We start from the raw sequence: 14,720 nt of genomic DNA on the forward strand, positions 1-14,720 counted from the left end.
CCCCCCTCGAGATGAGATTTCCCATTACGCAAGTAAGTAAGATCCCTCAAAGATGATGAGGTGGATAGGTCTGGTGTGGAAGCATGGCGACATGTGGAGCTGACAGATACTAATCGATCGAGGACTTATCCAAAAAGCGGAGACGACCGTTTTGATGCGACAAGCATAAGACGAATCGACGAAGTGGCGATCTTTGCCACGTAGGCGAGTTGACTTATGATCTAGAGCATCAGGAAGTCGCAGCTGGATTGCAGCGACCGCATAAGTTAAAGAATTGCAAGATTATTTTGAGTTTCAATGTTGGTTTTATCCAGTTTTGAATGAACAAAAGTTCTTTCAAAAAAGTATTGCATTCTATATGGTATGTAGTATATAATAGTAAATGTCCTTGAAACAGGACAAGCACACTTGTCTGGTAATGATGGCGAAGAGGTCACACCCGTTCCCATACCGAACACGGAAGTTAAGTTCTTCAGCGCCGATGGTAGTAGGGGGCTTCCCCCTGTGAGAGTAGGACGTTGCCAGGCAAGCGCAGTAATGCGTGATATATGGAGGATTAGCTCAGCTGGGAGAGCATCTGCCTTACAAGCAGAGGGTCGGCGGTTCGAGCCCGTCATCCTCCACCATATTTTGTGCCGGTGTAGCTCAACTGGTAGAGCAACTGACTTGTAATCAGTAGGTTGAGGGTTCAAGTCCTTTCGCCGGCACCACTTAGTACGAGCCATTAGCTCAGTTGGTAGAGCATCTGACTTTTAATCAGAGGGTCGCAGGTTCGAATCCTGCATGGCTCACCATTTATTTTAACGTTTAGAGAACTACAATAATATGCGGGTGTGGCGGAATTGGCAGACGCGCTAGACTTAGGATCTAGTGCCTTCGGGCGTGGGGGTTCAAGTCCCTTCACCCGCATCACCTATGCGGAAGTAGTTCAGTGGTAGAATACGACCTTGCCAAGGTCGGGGTCGCGGGTTCGAATCCCGTCTTCCGCTCCACTGTAATTCACTAAGCATACCTTATAAGTATCATATATGCGCCCGTAGCTCAATTGGATAGAGCGTCTGACTACGGATCAGAAGGTTGTGGATTCGACTTCTGCCGGGCGCGCCATTTTATAAACGTTAGATTTAGACTCGGGAAGTAGCTCAGCTTGGTAGAGCACTTGGTTTGGGACCAAGGGGTCGCAGGTTCGAATCCTGTCTTCCCGACCATCTTTTAAAGAGGGGCCTTAGCTCAGCTGGGAGAGCGCCTGCCTTGCACGCAGGAGGTCAGCGGTTCGATCCCGCTAGGCTCCACCAAATTCATACAATCTTTTCTTGGCGGCGTAGCTCAGCTGGCTAGAGCGTACGGTTCATACCCGTGAGGTCGGGGGTTCGATCCCCTCTGCCGCCATCCAAAGGACCTTTAGCTCAGTTGGTTAGAGCAGACGGCTCATAACCGTCCGGTCGCAGGTTCGAGTCCTGCAAGGTCCACCAGTATTGCTTTTATTGTACGGAGGTATACCCAAGTTCGGCTGAAGGGATCGGTCTTGAAAACCGACAGGGGTGTCAAAACCCGCGGGGGTTCGAATCCCTCTACCTCCTCCATTTTTACTTCTAGTAGCAATTGAATATTATTATCGCGGGGTGGAGCAGTGGTAGCTCGTCGGGCTCATAACCCGAAGGTCACAGGTTCAAATCCTGTCCCCGCAACCAAATGGTCCCGTGGTGTAGCGGTTAACATGCCTGCCTGTCACGCAGGAGATCGCCGGTTCGATCCCGGTCGGGACCGCCATTTCTTTTAATACATAGTCTATGAACACTATGTGGCTCAGTAGCTCAGTCGGTAGAGCAAAGGACTGAAAATCCTTGTGTCGGCGGTTCGATTCCGTCCTGAGCCACCATTATTATGCGGGTGTAGTTTAGTGGTAAAACCTCAGCCTTCCAAGCTGATGATGAGGGTTCGATTCCCTTCACCCGCTCCATTTGGGCCTATAGCTCAGCTGGTTAGAGCGCACGCCTGATAAGCGTGAGGTCGGTGGTTCGAGTCCACTTAGGCCCACTATTCCGCAGTAGCTCAGTGGTAGAGCAATCGACTGTTAATCGATCGGTCGTAGGTTCGAGTCCTACCTGCGGAGCCATTTATTACGGGGAAGTACTCAAGCGGCTCAAGAGGCGCCCCTGCTAAGGGTGTAGATCGCGAAAGCGGTGCGAGGGTTCGAATCCCTCCTTCTCCGCCATATTTGTTTGGCCCCTTGGTCAAGCGGTTAAGACACCGCCCTTTCACGGCGGTAACACGGGTTCGAATCCCGTAGGGGTCATACATAAAAGTTCCTAGATGCGAATCGCATCTAGGAACTTTTTTTGTGTTTATTTATCGGTGTAACTGTCTTTACGTCGATATGGAATATCACCTAGTTCTGATTCCAATCCTTCTTCATCCAATTCCTCTTCATAGGCTAATGTGGTGTCTCCACGAACAATTCCAGAAGGTTCGCCCTCTAAGTTACTCGTCGCAATCACATCAATATCTTCTGTACTTTCGTCTCCAATCGCTGTGTCGTATAACGATTCGTAGTCATCATGGTCCCCGGTAAAGTCGGAGGGGGTTTCAGAAGTGCCCGATTTTGCGATTGCTTCAAAACTGTCGATTGGATCTTTAAATGCACCTTCTCGTCTATCCGCAAAAGTATTCGGATTCGCCATCTTCAACAGATCGTCTTCTACAGGGCGGTCATCAGGAACTTCTTGAACAGCGTCGTCAACACAAAATGTTGTATAGGGTACTGCCTCTAACCGTTCATAAGGGATTTCTTTACCGCATTTTTCACATACTCCATATGAACTGTCTTTCATATTTTCTAACGCTTTATGGACTTTCTCCAGCTCTTCGCTTGCATGTACATTCAGTGCTCGGTCCTTTTCTCGGTCATATAACTCCGTACCCATATCTGCAGGGTGGTTATCGTAAGCGGATAGCTCACCGATTTCTTCTTGTGGACTTTCTTCAACCTTTGTTCTCTCCTCGGTCATGGTTAGCTCGTCCTGTAGACGAAGTAGCTCTTTTTTTAAAGATGTCGTTTGTTCTTTAGTTAACATTACGTTCACGTCCTTTATGGATTTACGTTCTAGTATGATTCAGAACAGCAAAATTACTAGTGCTTCAGCTGTTAATCCTTGAATTCCTTTTCTGCTGAGTTGTTAAACCTTTTGTTTGTTCTTCTAGCTTTTGTAAAATGTGAATTTCAACCTTGAGATTTGACTACTCAACAATAAAGGGAAGTTAAATGAGATAAGAGATAAAAATTCTACTCAAATTTCATTGTCATTATTAAACGAGTATTTCAACAAAAAAAGAGACTGAAGCAGAAATCAGTTTTACCTGACTTTCTGTGCAGCCTCTTTTAAGGTGTTGTTAGTTAGTTGTAAGATGCCCAATGAGTAACCCAATTGCAAGTAACAGACAAAAGAACGTGTTTGTTTGTGCTGTATATTTCATTGCAGGCACTACTTGTAAAGGGAGCTCATACTTCTTAAAGATTTTAATAGCGCTGACAGGTTTCTTAACACAAAGGATTACAAGAAGAGCCCACGGTGTTAATCCGCCAAAAAGAACTAACGCAATAATCCAGACAAAAGCGATGGTGAAGAATCCGATTTGAATGCGTATGGCATTAGCTCGTCCTAACAAAATGGCTAGTGTTTTTCTGCCACCGATCTTATCGCCTTCCAAATCACGGATATTGTTCGCCATCATGATTGCGGCAACGAGTAATACGCTTGGAATTGACAGTAAGACAGAGCGTTCAGTTACTGTACCCGTCTGGATATAGAATGCAATCAGCACTAACAGCATTCCCATCACGACGCCAGAGAACAATTCACCAAGTGGTGTGTAGGCGATTGGATATGGTCCACCAGTATAGAAGTAACCGATCGCCATTGAAATTAGGCCGACTAATGCAAGCCACCAGGATGTCATCATGCAGATATAGACACCTAGTAGAACCGATACCCCGTATAGAAGAAGCGCCAGATTTAAAATCGTTTTCGGATTGACTTTATTGCGTACTATGGTTCCACCAATACCGACAGAATCTGCCGTGTCAAGACCCCGTTTAAAATCATAATACTCATTGAACATATTCGTCGCCATTTGGATGAATACACTTGCAATTAACATTGCGGCGAATAATAAGAAGTCCAGTTTTCCAAAAGGCAATGCTAACATTGTACCTAGGAACACAGGAGCAAAAGCTGCGGTCAATGTATGTGGACGTGTTAGTTGCCACCACATTCTCCAGCCTGTTTCAATTTTAATTGTATCTTGCATTTCGTTCTCTCCTTCTTTTAAACATACAAGTCTTATTGTACTCTATTCGGCACAATTACGGAATCCTTCAAGTTCTTAAAAATGCGCAGTAGCCCAATTTCCGCTATAATGGAAGTAGAATTGGCACCAAGAGTTTGCCACATGAGGAGAGAATATTATGAATCGGAAGCTTACGGACTTGCCTAGCCGAGAAAAACCGGCAGCTATGCCGCATGTCCGCTTCTTTACAGAAACTATTGAGGCGGGCGGAATATCACCGCTGTCTTTTTTTGAGGCAGGGGCGTTCATCCAGGATTCTCATCGTTTTTACTGGGAAAATGCATCTAAAACGATGACGCTTGTTGGAATTGGACATGCGTTGACGTTGACTGATGAAGCTGGATCCGATCGATTTGATACAATTGAATCCAAATGGAAACACTATTGTGATGCACTTATTAAAGAAGACAAAGACATGGATCCCGTGTTGTTCGGCGGATTTTCTTTTGATGAAAAACGCTCATCTACTCCTTCAGAGTGGGAAAGTTTTCCGAATGCACTTTTTGCTGTGCCTACGTTTCAGTTGAAGATTGAAAATGGGAAAACTCTCGTTGCTGTCAACTTCATCTCAGAGGAATCTGAGACGGTTCTTCAATTTGAAGCACTTCGCAAGCAGCGGGACCAACTTATCCATATAGCCCAAGTCCAAGAAACTATATCTACAGAAAAGCCAGCACTGGTATTAATGAAAGAGCTACGTAAAGAACACTATCTGAAAGCCGTAAAACAAATTACAGAGAAGATTCAAACGGGAGAAGCCGAAAAAGTAGTTATTGCTCGGAAATTAGCTCTGCAATTTGAGCAACCGATCCTACCTGTATCTGCACTTCAATCCGTTTCAAACGAGCAACGAGATAGTTATAATTTCGGACTGGAGAATGGCTCACAGTTCTTTTTCGGTGCAACGCCTGAACGGTTGATCGAAATAAAAGACGGACAAGCTTTTTCTGCCTGTGTTGCAGGTTCCATTAAGCGAGGAAGCAGTGCCGACGAGGACCAGCAGTTAGGTAAAGAACTACTCGGTGACAAAAAGAACCGGGAAGAGCACCAATACGTTGTTGATATGATTACGGGTGTATTCGAATCACTTTGTGCTTCCTATACATCTTCAACACGACCGAAGCTAATGAAAGTGCGAGATATTCAACATTTGCATACACCTGTTCAAGGTCAGTTAGGCGAAGAAAGTAGTATATTTCAATTTGTTAAAGCGTTACATCCGACTCCTGCGCTTGGAGGTGTTCCTGCACCTATTGCGATGGAACTCATCCGTCAGGAAGAAGATCTCGATCGTGGATACTACGCCGCTCCAGTAGGGTGGACAGATACTTCAGGTAATGGTGAATTTGCGGTCGCGATACGCTCAGCATTATTAGAACAGGAAAATGCCTGGTTATACGCTGGTGGGGGGATTGTTGCAGACTCAGATCCCACAGAGGAATACGAAGAGACTTGGGTGAAATTTAGACCGATGTTACGGGCACTTGGAGGTTCGTTAAATGGATAATCGTAAAACACTAACAAATCACGTGAGAAGAATGGCAGAAAGTCTTGTAAGAATGGGAGTGGGGCATGCTGTCATTAGTCCTGGATCACGTTCAACGCCGCTTGCATATGCCCTTGCTTCCACAGAACTTGTAGATGCCCATTTACATGTAGATGAACGTTCTGCAGGATTCTTTGCACTGGGGTTGGCTAAGGCGACGCAGCAACCAGTCGTTTTGTTATGCACATCAGGCACAGCTGCGTCTAACTATCATCCAGCAGTGACGGAAGCGTTTTATGCTCGGGTGCCATTAATTGTGATCACTGCGGATCGGCCCCACGAATTACGTGATGTCGGTGCGCCGCAAGCGATCCGTCAAATGGGTATGTTTGGTCAGCACATTAAATATGATGTAGATTTACCAATACCTGAGGAATCGGCTGCAGTCGATGACTATTTAGATCGGCAAATTGCCCGTGCTGTTGGAATGTCGGTGACTGAACCTAAAGGACCTGTCCATCTCAACGCACCTTTTCGGGAGCCCCTACTAATTGACTTCGAACAAGAGCTTCCGACTGTTACGTTTATGGAACGAATTGCTGGCGGGACAACATTTACAACCGGGCAAAAGAACCAAGTGTGCGACTTAATCAGTTCTGCAACACGCGGATTGTTAGTAATGGGTGAATGTCTTCCTGGATTTGATAAAGGACAGGTTTGGGCATTTGCAGAGAGAATGAACTGGCCGGTAATTTGCGATCCAATATCCAATTTAAGATCGGAAGTTCCAGATGCTTGTCGTCACTTATGTATTGACTCGTATGATGCTTTACTGAAAAACGAAACCTTTGCAGCTCAGGCAGGACCTGATACAGTCATTCGGATTGGGCCAAACCCAGTATCTAAGCCATTAACGTTATTTTTAAAAAGAGTACGACCACAAACATTTATGATTGTAGATGAATCCCCGATTTTCCGTGATCCGCTCGGTATTGCCACTCATCATTTGCAAGTGAATGCAATGGACGTGCTGTCAGTTGAAGCTAGTACTCATCAGGAGGCATCTTTTACAGAAATGTGGAGTACAGCGAATGATGTGGCTGCAGAACTGACTAGGAGTTATCGGAGTAAAGAAGTTCATGAGGGTGACTACGTTCGTACATTACTCGCCTCGTTACCGGACGGGAGCGATCTGATTAGTGGTAGCAGTATGCCAATCCGAGATTTGGACACGTATTTCCAAAAGACGGAGCGGGACATTGCGATTTTCTCGAATCGCGGAGTGAATGGGATCGACGGAGTCGTTTCAACTGCTCTTGGAATTCAAACAGCCCGGAAGCGACCGTCTTGGCTGTTAATTGGAGATTTGTCGTTCATGCATGATGTGAATGGGTTACTCATTTCACGTATGCAGACGGTGGACTTAACAATTATTGTGAGCAACAATGATGGTGGCGGTATTTTCTCTTACTTGCCTCAAGCATCGATTCCCAATCATTTTGAACAGCTCTTTGGCACGCCAACTGGTTTGTCATTTGCACCGCTCGCAGAAATGTATGGCATACAATATGACTCGGCTTCATCAATAGAACAGCTAGAAAGTCAATTAGGGGAAGAAAAGACAGCTCCATTGCGGATTATCGAGATGATTTCAATTCGTGAACAAAATTTACAGGCACATCGTGAAATGTGGAATGCGATAGGAGAGGAGCTCGACCATAATGGGTTCTGAATGGCTCATAGCAAATGGACATTCGATGCATGTGCAACGGACCGGCGACCCATCTCTTCCTGTTGTGGTATTCCTTCATGGATTTACGGGAAGCATATCTACGTGGAGCACAATTATCTCACTTCTTGAAGGGAAGGTTCATGCTGTTGCAATCGATTTGTGGGGGCATGGGCTTTCAGACAAACCTGAAAGCAGTTCCGATTACTCAATGGTGCAACAAACGAAAGATTTAGAGCAGTTGTTCAGCCAGATGGAGCTTACAAAGTTCACATTAGTCGGTTATTCCATGGGTGGGCGAACCGCCTTAGGGTACGCTACATCTTTCCCTGAGCGAATTAAAAGGCTTGTGTTGGAAAGTGCTTCTCCGGGACTTAAAACGGAAGCAGAGCGTTCTGACCGTAAGCAACGAGATGCCAAACTAGCTGACCGACTCCTACAGGACCCTTTGGAGGATTTCGTGGATTTCTGGGAGAACCTAGCCTTATTTGACTCTCAGAAGTTAATGACTGTTGAACAAAAAAATGAAGTACGTAAAGAACGGCTAAGTCAAGACGCGCGAGGACTTGCAAATAGTCTGCTCGGAATCGGGACAGGTAGCCAGCCCTCTTACTGGGAAGTACTTTCTAAACAGTTGTACCCCGTGACTCTGATTACGGGATCACTCGATTCAAAGTTCGAAACGATTGCTTTAGATATGAAGAACCTACTGCCAGATAGCTACCATTACCGTGTAGAAAATGCAGGTCATGCAATACACGTGGAAAAACCTGAAGAATTTGCTACAATAATAGATGAGATTGTAAAACAAAAATGATTTCTAGGAGGACTACCATGACAAGACAATGGGAAACACTTCATACATATGAAGACATTAAGTATGAGAAGTACAATGGTATTGCGAAAGTGACGATCAATCGTCCAGAAGTACGCAATGCATTCCGTCCAAAAACGGTAATGGAAATGATTGATGCTTTTTCTCGTGCACGTGACGATGAGAGTATTGGAGTTATCGTTTTAACAGGAGAAGGCGAAAAAGCATTCTGTTCTGGTGGAGACCAGAAAGTACGCGGTCATGGCGGTTACGTTGGGGACGATGAGATTCCTCGTTTGAACGTTCTAGATCTTCAACGTCTAATCCGTGTGATTCCGAAACCAGTTGTCGCAATGGTTGCGGGATACGCAATTGGTGGAGGACACGTCCTTCACGTCGTATGTGATTTAACGATTGCTGCAGACAATGCGATCTTTGGTCAAACAGGACCTAAAGTCGGTTCGTTCGATGCTGGATACGGTTCAGGTTACCTTGCACGTATTATCGGACATAAGAAAGCACGTGAAATTTGGTACTTGTGCCGTCAATACAGTGCGAAAGATGCATTGGATATGGGATTAGTCAACACAGTTGTCCCTTATGAGCAACTTGAAGATGAGACCGTTCAATGGTGTGAAGAAATGCTATCCATGAGTCCAACTGCACTTCGTTTCTTGAAAGCAGCAATGAATGCGGATACTGACGGACTGGCTGGACTTCAGCAATTGGCTGGCGATGCTACATTGTTATACTACACTTCGGACGAAGCAAAAGAAGGCCGCGATGCGTTCAAAGAAAAGCGCAAGCCGGACTTTGGGCAATTCCCACGATTCCCTTAATGATTACGAAACGAAAAGACTGCCTATTCGGCAGTTTTTTCTTTATGGAAAGGAGGTACAATGATGATTCCCAACTGGTTATTGAAACGCGCAGCATTGACACCTCATGCGCCTGCATTATCCTTTCAAGGTCGGACATGGTCTTATCTTCATCTGAAAGAGGACGCATTGGACAGAGCAGGGAAACTCCGTTCACTCGGACTTGAAAGTGGAAGTCGTATTGCATTACTTGGTGGAACGTCTGCTGAGATGGCTATTTTAATCCATGGCTGTCTGCTTGCAGGAATAGAAATGGTGATGGTGAACTCAAGATTGTCATCAGAAGAAATTGAGTATCAGCTAATAGATTCTGAAACGCAACTGCTCGTGTATGAAAAAGCATTCCGCACAAAAGCCGAGCAACAGGTTTGTCGCAATATGGTTTATGATGAATTTCTACAGCTTGAGGGGGAGTCGTTGCAACTGGAGCAAATGTGGGAAGAGGACAGAACCTTAACGATTATGTATACATCCGGAACAACAGGATTTCCAAAAGGCGTCCGTCAAACTGCAGAAAACCATACATCGAGTGCGCTCTCAGCGGTGTTAAACAGTGGATTGCATGATGGTGATGCGTGGCTTCACATGATGCCTCTATTTCATATTAGCGGCTTCTCCATTTTAGCAAGAGCCGTTTTATATGGATCTGAAGTGCGGTTGTTTGATAAGTTTGATGCAGTAAGAGCTGCTGAAGAAATTACAAACGGACGCGTGTCGGGAATGTCTGTTGTGGCAGTCACGCTTGAACGGTTGCTGACAGTCATTGAGAACGACGGGATATCAGTACCCCCTAAATTCCGCACACTACTTGCAGGTGGTGGTCCCGTACCTATCAGCTATTTAAAACGTGCAGAGCAATGCGGACTTCCTGTATTGCAAACGTATGGCATGACCGAAACAAGTTCCCAGACCGCAACGTTATCAGCTGAAGATGCTTTGCGGAAACCCGGCTCAGCAGGGAAGCCACTTTTCTTCACAGACATCCAAATTGACGGAGCGGATGAACCATTTGAAAAAGGAGAAATTCTTATTAAAGGTCCCCATGTGACAAAGGGATATATAGGAAAGCACACAGCCACGCAAGCCTTGCAAAATGGTTGGCTCCATTCAGGAGATATCGGTTATTTCGATGATGAAGGCTTTTTGTTTGTAGCAGATCGACGTTCAGACTTAATCATCTCAGGCGGGGAAAATATTTATCCAGCAGAGATTGAGGCTGTACTTGTAGAACATCCACAGGTGCTGGAGGCCGGCGTATGTGCAATGCCGAGCGACAAATGGGGTGCAGTTCCCGCAGCGTTCGTTGTAACGCGGTCTACTGTTGAAGAGGAAACGCTACGTGAGTTTTGCCAAATACGGTTAGCATCCTATAAAGTTCCGAAGACATTTCACTTCGTAGATGAATTGCCTCGCAACGCTTCGAACAAATTAATGCGTAAGGAACTTCGGGAAAGATTAACGATGGATTATTAAAAGTAAAAAAGCTAGAGGGGAAAGGGAACAAGGTCCACTTCCATCCTCTAGCTTTTTAATTAAGTGCTTTAGATAATACTTGTATATTGCGTTTCATCAAAGAGAAATAATCTTCTTTGTTTGCAAGATCTTCTTTCGTTAAAACAGATAAGTTATGAAGAATGGCGGAATCTGCCCCAATCTCATTTTGAACGACCTTTGTCAATTTCGAGCTTACATTCTGTTCAAAAAGAATCGTCTTCACGTGCTTGTCTTTCGCTTCTTCCACAATATGCGCAAGTTCTTTTTGAGAGGGCTCGTTTTGTGTATTGAGTCCTGCAATGGAAATTTGCTCTAACCCATATTGGTGAGCGAGGTAGCCGAAAGCTGCATGTGACACAAAGAATGTCTTAGAAGAAGCTTGATCAGCCATTGCCGCAAATTCTTTATCCAATGCTTCTAAATCACTTTTCAACGCTTCAAAATTTTTCTCATACAATTCTTTATTCTCTGGTGCCTGTTCTGTGAGTCCGTCACGAACAGCTGCAGCTAAATCCATGCTAATTACAGGGGAAATCCAAACGTGTGGATCAATGTGTCCTTCAGAATGATCTTCACCTTCATGGCCATGTTCATCGTCATCTTCATCATGATGATGACCTTCCATCAGCTTGGAAGGGTCAAGTGAATCCCCTGTTGCAAGTAGCTTGACGTGTTGGTTCTTTAATGTCTTTTTTGCGTTATCTACAAAACCTTCTAGTCCTAACCCCACATAGAAAAACAAATCAGCGTCTGCCAAATTCATCATTTCTTTTTGAGTCGGATCGAATGTATGCTCATCCGTTCCTGCTGGATAGATCGATTTTACAGAAACCGTGTCACCACCAATACGTTCTGCAAAATATTGTAGTGGATAAACCGTTGTGTATACGTCGAGTTTTCCATCGTCTGATTTACTCTCATCTGCTTTTTCCTTTTTCCCACAAGCACCAAGTACAAGTGTAAGAAGAAGAATCCCTATTAGTAGTTGTTTTCGTTTCATTTGCCTAAATCCTCCAATACGTAATCATTACGATTTAAAAAGTACTTCCCTATCATACTAGAAGGAGAAGTACTTGACAACTGAAAGAGTTATTAGACTTTTTCTTTCTTCGCAGGAACAGGGTCAAATCCACCTTCGTGAAAAGGATGGCATTTAGAAATCCGAACAATCGTAAGAAACAATCCCTTAATGACTCCATGCGTTTCAACTGCTTCTACTCCATAATGAGAGCAAGTAGGATAAAATCTACAGGAGGGAGGAGTAAGTGGGGAAATCATTTTTTGATAAAAGCGTATAAGCAACAAAACAACCTTTTTCATGTGAACCGCTCCTAAAGTATTGTAGGTTTAGTTTATACTGTTACGTGGTAAAATAACAGAGAGATGTATTAGACAAAATTCATGGAAAAGAGGTCCTTTATTATGTCAACACAATTAATCAAAGAATTGAACACACAAGTATCTACGTGGTCGGTCATGTATACAAAATTACATAACTATCACTGGTATGTAAAAGGAAAGCAATTCTTCACATTGCACGCTAAATTTGAAGAACTCTATGACGAAGCTACACAACATATGGATGATATTGCAGAACGTATTCTGACACTTGGCGGAAAACCGACTGCTACAATGAAAGAACATTTAGCGGATTCTGTTGTTAAAGAAGCGGATGGCAGTGAAAAAGCTGAGCAAATGGTGGCAACGATCGTTAAAGACTTTAATGAGATCATGAAATCATTGAAAACGGGTATGAAATTAGCTGGAGATGCTGGCGACTTCATGACTGAGGATTTGTTGAATGCGATCTATCAGGGTATTGAAAAGCACCAATGGATGCTCAATGCATTTCTTGGCGAAGATAACAATTAAGAAATAATCCTTCATGACCTACAATGCATGCCGATAAGTAGGGGGAGAGGAGCTGATTGTTTTGGATATTTCATCCATCATGGCTAGTCAATTGCGGAGTCTCCAATCGACTGTACAACTAACGATTTTGGACAAAGCGATGACTACCAATGCATCTGCTGCGACTGAGATGTTGCAATCTATGCCTGAAGCCGCTCATCCTTTTAAAGGTTCAGCAGTAGATATCAAAGCTTAACTGACAATGCGTCGCCCGTTTAGGGAAGACGCATTGTTTTTTTTCTATTTCATTGAACAACGGATAGCTGATGTGTAAAATAGGTCTGTGACTAAAACGTGACTATTCGATTGAGAAAAAGGAGAAGTTAGTATGACAAATACACCCTATTTACGGAATTTAATTATTGAAACCCCTTCAAAACCTGGTAACTTTGCAAAAGTCGCATATGCGATTGGTCAACTGGAGGGCGATATAGGTGATATCCAAACTATAAAAGTCGGCACATTGACTACAATCCGTGACGTTTCTGTCCAGTGTAACGATGTCGAGCAACTAGATAAAATTGTTGAGGCTATCAATGCAATAGGTGATGAGATTCAAGTACAAGCGATTTCCGATGATGTGTTACGAGCACATGAAGGCGGAAAGATACATATGAAGGGCAAAGTTGAAATCCGGTCGCTCGGCGATCTTCGGCGTGTCTATACTCCAGGAGTTGCGAACGTCTGCAAAGTGATTGAAAAAGATCCACAACAAGCACAGTTTTTCACAGGGATTTCAAATACCGTAGCTATCGTAACTGATGGAACGGCTATTTTAGGACTAGGCAATATCGGACCTGTAGCAGGAATGCCAGTAATGGAAGGTAAAGCTGTATTGTTCGATCAATTTGCGGGTATCAGCGGGATTCCAATTTTACTTGATACGAGTGATCCTGATCAGGTTGTAGAAACTATTAAGCATATCCATCAAGGATTTGGCGGCATTCTTTTAGAGGATATCGGTTCGCCTCATTGCTTCGAAATTGAAGAACGATTGAAAGCCGAGCTAGACATTCCTGTCATGCACGATGATCAGCATGGGACAGCGGTCGTTGCACTAGCTTCAACCCTTTCTGCGTGTCGTCAAGCAGGGGTGAAGTTGGCAGACTCAGTCGTCGGTCAAATCGGATTGGGCGCAGCTGGACTTGCGATCAGCCGAATGATGATGGCTTACGGTGTTAAAAAGATGCAAGGCATCGATATGAATGAACAAGCGTTGGAGCGCCTTCTTCAATACGGCGGTACAACGGCAGAATCATTGGAAGAAATCATGGCAACAAGTGATATCGTTATTGCAACGACAGGTGTACAAGGGTTGATCAAACCTGAAATGGTGCGTCCAGGTCAAATTATTTTGGCACTATCAAATCCACATGCTGAAATTCAACCTGAGGTTGCACTTGAAGCAGGGGCTGCATTTGCGGCGGATGGACGCCTTGTCAATAATGTACTTGGTTTCCCTGGGATTTTCCGAGGAGCACTAAATGCGAAAACGAAGAAGATTACGTATGACATGCTCATTGCAGCTGCTCTTGCGATTTTGGATTCCACAAAACATGGAGACCTCGTGCCGCATCCATTAGATCCGAATGTCCATCAAAATGTCGCAGATGCTGTTGAAAAGGTAGCTAATTTAAACAGTCTGTAAATCCCTGCACATACACATGCTAAAGTAGTCCATACTACTGAAAAAAGGATGGGATTACTATGGCAGATGGAAAATATACCATGTATGTGTCAGTTGCTCACCAGCAAATCAATATCCATAAGCATGATTCACCACATGAATACGTAGTGAATATTCCAAAGGATTATATCGAGATTTTTCACCACTTGTTTGATCAGACTAATGAATTAGAGTTTTTCAACTTTCTGAGAGCCCATTTACCATATGTACCTTATCACTATGATCGTAATAATCACAACGTAGATCTTCGTCTATATAAAATGTATGCGCTCATCCATGAATTCACGGATGATGAATCTAAGGCATTCATTGAACAACTACCATTTTTCCGCCAACCGGTTGTGAGTCATAAAGGTGCTGGGAACTTGTAAGTG

13 protein-coding genes, 19 tRNA genes and 2 rRNA genes are annotated in these 14,720 nt (G+C 44.1%); 30 read left to right on the top strand and 4 right to left on the bottom strand.

Features of this window, described 5'->3' with window-relative positions:
• The 21 genes from DVB69_RS11600 to DVB69_RS11700 all read left to right on the top strand — a co-directional run.
• Window positions 1-133: ribosomal RNA gene (locus DVB69_RS11600) — 23S ribosomal RNA — on the top strand; the annotation flags it as partial.
• 278 nt (window positions 134-411) lie between these two features.
• A 5S ribosomal RNA gene (rrf, locus tag DVB69_RS11605) occupies window positions 412-527 on the top strand.
• Window positions 528-550: 23 nt separating this feature from the next.
• Window positions 551-626, top strand: a tRNA-Val gene (locus tag DVB69_RS11610).
• An 8-nt stretch (window positions 627-634) separates the two neighbouring features.
• Window positions 635-710: transfer RNA gene (locus DVB69_RS11615), tRNA-Thr, on the top strand.
• An 8-nt stretch (window positions 711-718) separates the two neighbouring features.
• Window positions 719-794 (top strand) — tRNA-Lys (locus tag DVB69_RS11620).
• Window positions 795-827: 33 nt separating this feature from the next.
• Window positions 828-909, top strand: a tRNA-Leu gene (locus tag DVB69_RS11625).
• An 8-nt stretch (window positions 910-917) separates the two neighbouring features.
• Window positions 918-992 (top strand) — tRNA-Gly (locus DVB69_RS11630).
• 38 nt (window positions 993-1,030) lie between these two features.
• Window positions 1,031-1,107, top strand: a tRNA-Arg gene (locus DVB69_RS11635).
• 24 nt (window positions 1,108-1,131) lie between these two features.
• Window positions 1,132-1,208: transfer RNA gene (locus DVB69_RS11640), tRNA-Pro, on the top strand.
• Between the two features lie 11 nt (window positions 1,209-1,219).
• Window positions 1,220-1,295, top strand: a tRNA-Ala gene (locus DVB69_RS11645).
• Between the two features lie 20 nt (window positions 1,296-1,315).
• Window positions 1,316-1,389: transfer RNA gene (locus DVB69_RS11650), tRNA-Met, on the top strand.
• 6 nt (window positions 1,390-1,395) lie between these two features.
• Window positions 1,396-1,472 (top strand) — tRNA-Ile (locus DVB69_RS11655).
• A gap of 18 nt (window positions 1,473-1,490) precedes the next feature.
• Window positions 1,491-1,583 (top strand) — tRNA-Ser (locus DVB69_RS11660).
• 33 nt (window positions 1,584-1,616) lie between these two features.
• A tRNA-Met gene (locus DVB69_RS11665) sits at window positions 1,617-1,691 on the top strand.
• Window positions 1,692-1,694: 3 nt separating this feature from the next.
• Window positions 1,695-1,770: transfer RNA gene (locus tag DVB69_RS11670), tRNA-Asp, on the top strand.
• 33 nt (window positions 1,771-1,803) lie between these two features.
• Window positions 1,804-1,879: transfer RNA gene (locus DVB69_RS11675), tRNA-Phe, on the top strand.
• A 7-nt stretch (window positions 1,880-1,886) separates the two neighbouring features.
• A tRNA-Gly gene (locus tag DVB69_RS11680) sits at window positions 1,887-1,960 on the top strand.
• A gap of 3 nt (window positions 1,961-1,963) precedes the next feature.
• Window positions 1,964-2,037: transfer RNA gene (locus tag DVB69_RS11685), tRNA-Ile, on the top strand.
• A 4-nt stretch (window positions 2,038-2,041) separates the two neighbouring features.
• Window positions 2,042-2,116: transfer RNA gene (locus tag DVB69_RS11690), tRNA-Asn, on the top strand.
• A gap of 8 nt (window positions 2,117-2,124) precedes the next feature.
• A tRNA-Ser gene (locus tag DVB69_RS11695) sits at window positions 2,125-2,215 on the top strand.
• Window positions 2,216-2,224: 9 nt separating this feature from the next.
• Window positions 2,225-2,296: transfer RNA gene (locus DVB69_RS11700), tRNA-Glu, on the top strand.
• A 49-nt stretch (window positions 2,297-2,345) separates the two neighbouring features.
• On the opposite strand, the gene DVB69_RS11705 is transcribed toward DVB69_RS11700, so the two are convergent.
• Together DVB69_RS11705 and DVB69_RS11710 are read right to left on the bottom strand one after the other, a co-directional pair.
• On the bottom strand, window positions 2,346-3,074 hold the full coding sequence (locus DVB69_RS11705) for a TraR/DksA C4-type zinc finger protein (protein WP_116019289.1): 729 nt from the start codon (window positions 3,072-3,074) through the stop codon (window positions 2,346-2,348).
• A 316-nt stretch (window positions 3,075-3,390) separates the two neighbouring features.
• The gene (locus tag DVB69_RS11710; protein ID WP_116019290.1) at window positions 3,391-4,308 is read right to left on the bottom strand and encodes a 1,4-dihydroxy-2-naphthoate polyprenyltransferase; all 918 of its coding nucleotides are present in this window, start codon (window positions 4,306-4,308) and stop codon (window positions 3,391-3,393) included.
• Between the two features lie 157 nt (window positions 4,309-4,465).
• On the opposite strand from DVB69_RS11710, the gene DVB69_RS11715 reads away from it, so the two are divergent.
• The 5 genes from DVB69_RS11715 to DVB69_RS11735 all read left to right on the top strand — a co-directional run bounded on the left by DVB69_RS11715 (window position 4,466) and on the right by DVB69_RS11735 (window position 10,727).
• Window positions 4,466-5,854, top strand: coding sequence for an isochorismate synthase (locus tag DVB69_RS11715; protein ID WP_116019291.1), 1,389 nt, complete (start codon window positions 4,466-4,468; stop codon window positions 5,852-5,854).
• Window positions 5,847-7,565 carry a 2-succinyl-5-enolpyruvyl-6-hydroxy-3-cyclohexene-1-carboxylic-acid synthase gene (gene menD / locus DVB69_RS11720; protein WP_116019292.1) on the top strand — a complete coding sequence of 573 codons (1,719 nt, stop codon included), beginning with the start codon at window positions 5,847-5,849 and terminating at the stop codon, window positions 7,563-7,565. The genes DVB69_RS11715 and menD overlap by 8 nt, the downstream gene beginning before the upstream one ends.
• Window positions 7,555-8,379, top strand: coding sequence for a 2-succinyl-6-hydroxy-2,4-cyclohexadiene-1-carboxylate synthase (gene menH / locus DVB69_RS11725; RefSeq protein ID WP_116019293.1), 825 nt, complete (start codon window positions 7,555-7,557; stop codon window positions 8,377-8,379). Before menD ends, menH begins: the two co-directional genes overlap by 11 nt.
• A 17-nt stretch (window positions 8,380-8,396) precedes the next feature.
• Window positions 8,397-9,215, top strand: coding sequence for a 1,4-dihydroxy-2-naphthoyl-CoA synthase (gene menB, locus DVB69_RS11730; protein WP_116019294.1), 819 nt, complete (start codon window positions 8,397-8,399; stop codon window positions 9,213-9,215).
• A gap of 63 nt (window positions 9,216-9,278) precedes the next feature.
• Window positions 9,279-10,727, top strand: a complete 1,449-nt coding sequence (locus DVB69_RS11735; RefSeq protein ID WP_370452971.1) for an o-succinylbenzoate--CoA ligase — start codon at window positions 9,279-9,281, stop codon at window positions 10,725-10,727.
• Between the two features lie 55 nt (window positions 10,728-10,782).
• Here the strand turns inward: DVB69_RS11735 and DVB69_RS11740 are convergent, their stop codons facing one another.
• Window positions 10,783-11,748, bottom strand: coding sequence for a metal ABC transporter solute-binding protein, Zn/Mn family (locus DVB69_RS11740; RefSeq protein ID WP_116019296.1), 966 nt, complete (start codon window positions 11,746-11,748; stop codon window positions 10,783-10,785).
• A 92-nt stretch (window positions 11,749-11,840) separates the two neighbouring features.
• The gene (gene yidD, locus DVB69_RS11745) at window positions 11,841-12,068 is read right to left on the bottom strand and encodes a membrane protein insertion efficiency factor YidD (RefSeq protein ID WP_116019297.1); all 228 of its coding nucleotides are present in this window, start codon (window positions 12,066-12,068) and stop codon (window positions 11,841-11,843) included.
• Window positions 12,069-12,170: 102 nt separating this feature from the next.
• Between yidD and DVB69_RS11750 the strand changes: the two genes are divergently transcribed.
• The 4 genes from DVB69_RS11750 (at window position 12,171) to DVB69_RS11765 (ending at window position 14,717) form a co-directional block, all read left to right on the top strand.
• Window positions 12,171-12,620 carry a Dps family protein gene (locus DVB69_RS11750; RefSeq protein WP_116019298.1) on the top strand — a complete coding sequence of 150 codons (450 nt, stop codon included), beginning with the start codon at window positions 12,171-12,173 and terminating at the stop codon, window positions 12,618-12,620.
• Between the two features lie 61 nt (window positions 12,621-12,681).
• Window positions 12,682-12,855 (top strand): putative motility protein, encoded by a 174-nt coding sequence (locus DVB69_RS11755; protein WP_116019299.1) that lies wholly within the window; start codon window positions 12,682-12,684, stop codon window positions 12,853-12,855.
• 132 nt (window positions 12,856-12,987) lie between these two features.
• Window positions 12,988-14,307, top strand: coding sequence for an NAD-dependent malic enzyme (locus DVB69_RS11760; RefSeq protein ID WP_116019300.1), 1,320 nt, complete (start codon window positions 12,988-12,990; stop codon window positions 14,305-14,307).
• A 59-nt stretch (window positions 14,308-14,366) separates the two neighbouring features.
• Window positions 14,367-14,717 (top strand): transposase, encoded by a 351-nt coding sequence (locus DVB69_RS11765; RefSeq protein ID WP_116019301.1) that lies wholly within the window; start codon window positions 14,367-14,369, stop codon window positions 14,715-14,717.
• The last annotated feature ends 3 nt before the right edge of the window (window positions 14,718-14,720 follow it).

Origin of the sequence: Sporosarcina sp. BI001-red, from assembly GCF_003384035.1 — a bacterium.
GTDB lineage: Bacteria > Bacillota > Bacilli > Bacillales_A > Planococcaceae > Sporosarcina.

Excerpts from the sequence above, each read along its gene's own strand:
- DVB69_RS11715 (WP_116019291.1), top strand. The coding sequence starts at position 4,466 with ATGAATCGGAAGCTTACGGACTTGCCTAGCCGAGAAAAACCGGCAGCT.
- DVB69_RS11765 (WP_116019301.1), top strand. The coding sequence starts at position 14,367 with ATGGCAGATGGAAAATATACCATGTATGTGTCAGTTGCTCACCAGCAA.
- menB (WP_116019294.1), top strand. The coding sequence starts at position 8,397 with ATGACAAGACAATGGGAAACACTTCATACATATGAAGACATTAAGTAT.
- DVB69_RS11710 (WP_116019290.1), bottom strand. The coding sequence starts at position 4,308 with ATGCAAGATACAATTAAAATTGAAACAGGCTGGAGAATGTGGTGGCAA.
- yidD (WP_116019297.1), bottom strand. The coding sequence starts at position 12,068 with ATGAAAAAGGTTGTTTTGTTGCTTATACGCTTTTATCAAAAAATGATT.
- DVB69_RS11750 (WP_116019298.1), top strand. The coding sequence starts at position 12,171 with ATGTCAACACAATTAATCAAAGAATTGAACACACAAGTATCTACGTGG.
- DVB69_RS11740 (WP_116019296.1), bottom strand. The coding sequence starts at position 11,748 with ATGAAACGAAAACAACTACTAATAGGGATTCTTCTTCTTACACTTGTA.
- menD (WP_116019292.1), top strand. The coding sequence starts at position 5,847 with ATGGATAATCGTAAAACACTAACAAATCACGTGAGAAGAATGGCAGAA.
- DVB69_RS11705 (WP_116019289.1), bottom strand. The coding sequence starts at position 3,074 with ATGTTAACTAAAGAACAAACGACATCTTTAAAAAAAGAGCTACTTCGT.
- DVB69_RS11760 (WP_116019300.1), top strand. The coding sequence starts at position 12,988 with ATGACAAATACACCCTATTTACGGAATTTAATTATTGAAACCCCTTCA.
- menH (WP_116019293.1), top strand. The coding sequence starts at position 7,555 with ATGGGTTCTGAATGGCTCATAGCAAATGGACATTCGATGCATGTGCAA.
- DVB69_RS11735 (WP_370452971.1), top strand. The coding sequence starts at position 9,279 with ATGATTCCCAACTGGTTATTGAAACGCGCAGCATTGACACCTCATGCG.